The sequence below is a fragment of the Kitasatospora sp. NPDC001175 genome (assembly GCF_053598215.1).
In genome coordinates, this window is record NZ_JBSFJU010000158.1 from 1 (window position 1) to 5021 (window position 5021).

At 72.8% G+C, this 5021-nt stretch carries 2 protein-coding genes; both read left to right on the top strand.

The window, feature by feature from the left end; translation table 11 throughout:
* The coding region (locus tag ACWDAK_RS40555; protein WP_427396169.1) for a type I polyketide synthase at window positions 1–3154 on the top strand (3154 nt) is incomplete at its 5' end.
* 80 nt (window positions 3155–3234) lie between these two features.
* A partial coding sequence (locus ACWDAK_RS40560) for a type I polyketide synthase (RefSeq protein ID WP_449806577.1) occupies window positions 3235–5021 on the top strand: 1787 nt, incomplete at its 3' end.

Below are 5021 nucleotides of genomic sequence, written 5' to 3' on the forward strand. Positions count from 1 at the left end.
GATCGTCTCCACCCTGACCGGCTCGATCACGGATGAGCTGCGCACCGCCGAGTACTGGGTGCGCCACGTCCGCGAGGCCGTCCGCTTCCACGACGTCATCCAGGCCCTGGAGCGCGGGGCCGTCCGCACGTACCTCGAACTGGGACCCGACAGCACCCTCTCCGCGATGGCGCAGGGGTGCGTGACCGAGGACGCGGCGTTCGCGCCCGCCCTGCGCCGGGGCCGCTCGGAGAGCCGGACCTTCACCAGCGCGCTCGCCCAGTTGCACGTCCGTGGCGCGAAGCTGGACTGGCAGGCCGTGTTCGCGGGCACCGGCGCCCAGCGCGTCGACCTGCCGACCTACGCCTTCCAGCAGGAGAACTACTGGCCGCGAGTCCGCTCCGGCCTGGTGGGGGACGTGGCGTCCGCCGGTCTGGGGACGGCCGATCACCCGCTGCTCGGCGCGAGCGTCGCACTCGCCGACGCGGACGGGCACCTCTTCACCGGACGGCTGTCGCTGGACTCCCACCCGTGGCTGGCCGACCACGCCGTGGCCGACACGGTGCTGCTGCCCGGAACCGCCTTCGTCGAGCTGGCGGTCCGAGCGGGCGACCAGGTGGGCTGCAGCCGCGTCGAGGAGCTGACGCTGGAGGCGCCGCTGATCCTGCCGGCCAAGGGCGCGGTCCAGGTCCAGGTCTCGGTGGGCACTTCGGACGACTCCGGCCGGCGTGCCGTCAGCCTGCACTCCAGGGCCGAGGACGCGCCGCTGGGCGAGCCGTGGACGCGTCATGCGACGGGACTGCTGGCGGAGGGCGGTGCCGCGGAGTCCTTCGATCTCGTGGAGTGGCCGCCGGCGGGCGCGGAGCCCGTACCGGTCGACGGGCTGTACGAGGGGTTCGCGGGGGCCGGGTTCGGCTACGGCCCGGTGTTCCAGGGGTTGCGGGCCGCCTGGCGGCGCGACGGCGAGCTGTTCGCCGAGATCGCGCTGCCGGAGGAGAGCCGGGGTGAGGCGGATCTGTTCGGGCTGCACCCGGCGCTGCTGGACGCGGCGCTGCACGGGGTGGCGCTGGGTGGTCTGGTGGAGGACACCGGCCAGGGCCGGCTGCCGTTCGCGTGGTCGGGGGTGTCGCTGTTCGCGGCGGGCGCCTCCGAGCTGCGGGTGCGTCTTGTGCAGGTCAGCGGCGACGCGGTGTCGTTGGCGGTCGCGGACGGTACGGGTGTGCCGGTCGCATCGGTGGAGTCGCTGGTGCTGCGGCCGTTCGCGGCCGAGCAGTTGGCGGGTGCGGGCGGCGAGGAATCGCTGTTCCGGACCGAGTGGACCGCCGCCGCCCTGCCGTCCGCCGCCACCCTCACCGATGCGGTGGTCCTGGACGTGGACGACGCTCTCGGCCTCACCGGTGTCGAGCGGTTCGCCGACCTGGACGCACTGGTGGCTGCCGGAGCGCCGGGTACCCAGACGATCATCGTTCCCGTCCGGCCGCAGGCGGACCCGGAGATGGCGGCCGCCACCCGTACCGCAGTGCACGGTGCGCTCGCGCTGGTGCAGCAGTGGCTGGCCGAGGAGGCCGTCGCGGACACCCGCCTTGTGGTGGTCACCCGTGGTGCGGTGGCGACCGTCGGCACGGAGGCGCTGGACCTTCCCCCGGCCGCTGTGTGGGGTCTGCTGGGTTCGGCGCAGTCGGAGAACCCGGGCCGGATCGTGCTGGTCGACCTGGACGAGGACCCGGCCTCGCTGCGCGCCCTGCCGAACGCCGTCGAGAGCGGTGAGCCGCAGCTGGCGCTGCGTGCGGGTGCGGCCTTCGCGCCGCGTCTGGCGAGGGTCCCGGCGGTTGCCGAGGCCGAGCCGCTGGTGCTGGACCCGGAGGGGACGGTGCTGGTGACGGGTGCGACGGGCACCCTCGGTGCGCTGTTCGCCCGGCATCTGGTGACCGAGTACGGCGCGCGTAGGTTGCTGCTGGTCTCGCGGCGCGGGGCTCAGGCCGAGGGCGCGGCGGAACTCGCGGACTCCCTGCGGGAGTTGGGTGCGGAGCCGGTCTTCGCCGCCTGTGACGTCGCGGACCGTGACGCGCTGGCCGCCCTGCTCGCCGAGCACCGCCTGACCGCCGTGGTGCACACCGCCGGTGTCCTGGACGACGGCGTGATCTCCTCCCTCACCCCCGAGCGCATCGACACCGTGCTGCGCCCGAAGGTGGATGCGACCTGGAACCTGCACGAACTGACTCAGAGTCAGGATCTCACCGCGTTCGTGCTGTTCTCCTCCGCCGCCGGCGTGTTCGGCAACGCGGGGCAGGGCAACTACGCCGCCGCGAACAGCTTCCTGGACGCCCTCGCCCAGCAGCGCCGTACGGCCGGTCTCCCGGCGACCTCGCTCGCCTGGGGCCTTTGGGCCGAAGACGGCGGCATGGCCGCCGCCCTGGTCCGGTCCGACGTCGAGCGGATGGCGCGGGGCGGTGTCACCGCGCTGACCGCCGAGGACGGCCTGCGCCTGTTCGACACCTCGCTGAGTTCGGCCGACCCGGTCCTGGTTCCGATCCGGCTGGACCTCGCCGGTCTGCGCGGACAGGCCGAGGCAGGCATGCTGCCCCCGCTGCTGCGGGGCCTGGTCCGGGTCACCGCACGCCGCTCGGCCGCGGCGGGCGCCGACGCGACCGGTCCGTCGCTCGCGCAGCGGCTGCTGGGTGTGCCGGAGGCCGATCGCGAGGCGGTCCTGCGGGAGGTGGTGTGCTCCCAGGTCGCGGATGTCCTCGGATACCCGGGCCCGGACGCGGTGGACGCCGAGCGGGCGTTCAAGGACCTCGGTTTCGACTCCCTCACCGCCGTCGAACTGCGCAACCGCCTGGGTGCGGTGACCGGTCTGCGGCTGCCGGCGACCCTGGTCTTCGACTACCCGACCCCGGCCGCCCTGGTCGCACTGCTCCACGCGGAGACCGTCCCCGACGCGGCTGCGGCACTCGTGCCGCTGCTGGCCGAGCTGGACCGGCTGGAAGCCGCTCTGCTGGAGACCGCACCCGACGACGAGGGGCACCTCCGGGTCGCCAACCGCCTGCAGTCCCTGCTCGCGAAGTGGAACGACCAGCAGACCCCGGCCGAGGACACCGCCGTCGCCGAGGAGCTCGAAGAGGCCAGCGATGACGACCTCTTCGACTTCATCGGCAAGGAGTTCGGTATCTCCTGACCCCAGCCCGACTTGCCTGATCGCCCGATCACCCGATTCTTCTGCAACATCCCGAGAGGTGACCTGACATGCCGGCTGAGATGGCGGCTGAGGAAAAGCTTCGGTACTTCCTCAAGCGAGTGACGGCGGATCTCCACGAGACCCGTCGCCGACTCAAGGAGATGGAGGACAGCGAGCACGAGCCGATCGCGATCGTCGGCATGGCGTGCCGCTTGCCGGGCGGTGTCTCCTCGCCCGAGGACCTGTGGCGACTGGTCTCCACCGGCAGCGACGCGGTGTCGTTCTTCCCGGAGGACCGTGGCTGGGACATCGAGAACCTCTACCACCCGGACCCGGACCACCCGGGCACCTCGTACACCCGCGAGGGCGGGTTCCTGCACAACGCGGGAGCGTTCGATCCGGGCTTCTTCGGGATCTCGCCGCGTGAGGCGATGTCGATGGACCCGCAGCAGCGGCTGCTGCTGGAGACCTCGTGGGAGGCGTTCGAGCGGGCGGGCATCGACCCGGCCACCCTGCGCGGCAGCCGGACCGGCGTGTTCGTGGGCGTGATGTACAACGACTACGGCATGCTGCTCCAGCAGTCGGTCGAGGGGGCCGAGGGCCAGATCGGCACCGGTACCTCGGGGAGCATCGCCTCCGGCCGGGTGTCCTACACCCTGGGCCTGGAGGGCCCGGCGGTGACCATCGACACGGCCTGCTCCTCCTCGCTGGTGGCCCTGCACCTGGCCTGCCAGTCGCTGCGCCAGGGTGAGTCCACGCTGGCGCTGGCCGGTGGCGTCACCGTGATGCTGACGCCCGGCACCTTCGTGGAGTTCAGCCGTCAGCGTGGTCTGGCGGCGGACGGGCGCTGCAAGGCGTTCTCGGACGACGCGGACGGCACCGGCTGGGGCGAGGGCGTCGGGATGGTGCTGGTCGAGCGGCTCTCCGATGCCCAGCGCAACGGACACCCGGTACTCGGCATCGTCCGCGGCAGCGCCGTAAACCAGGACGGCGCCTCCAACGGCCTCACCGCTCCCAACGGCCCGTCCCAGCAGCGGGTGATCAAGCAGGCGCTGGCCAGCGCGGCCCTGACGAGCGACCAGGTCGACGTGGTCGAGGCCCATGGCACCGGTACGACCCTGGGCGACCCGATCGAGGCCCAGGCGCTGCTGGCCACCTACGGTCAGGGGCGGCCGGCGGAGCGGCCGTTGTGGCTGGGTTCGGTGAAGTCCAACATCGGCCACACCCAGGCGGCCGCGGGTGCGGCGGGTGTGATCAAGATGGTGATGGCGATGCGGCACGGTGTGCTGCCGCAGTCGCTGCACGTGGGAGAGCCGTCCTCGCACGTGGACTGGTCGGCGGGCGAGGTCTCGCTGCTGAGCGAGGCGCAGCCGTGGCCGGAGACCGGCGAACCCCGCCGCTCGGCGGTGTCCTCGTTCGGCTTCAGCGGCACCAACGCCCACATCATCCTGGAGCAGGCGCCCGAGGCCCCGGCGCCGGAGGAGGGTGACACGGCGGATGCGCCGACCCGCCCGGCGGTGTGCTCGGCCGTCCCGTGGCTGCTCTCGGGCAGGACGGCCGACGCACTGCGCGGCCAGGCCGGACGGCTGATCGCACAGCTCGACGCCCAGCCGGAGACCAGTGCCGTAGACCTCGGGTACTCACTGGCCGCCACCCGCTCAGCCTTCGAGCACCGGGCGGTGCTGGTCGGCGGCGACCTCTCGGAACTCCGGTCCACCCTGGAGGCGTTGGCGTCCGGTGAGCCGGGTGCGGGGCTGGTTCAGGGCAGTGCGGGGTCTGCGGGGAAGGTGGCGTTCGTCTTCCCGGGTCAGGGTTCGCAGTGGGCTGCGATGGCGGTGGAACTCCTGGAGAGCTCGGCGGTGTTCGC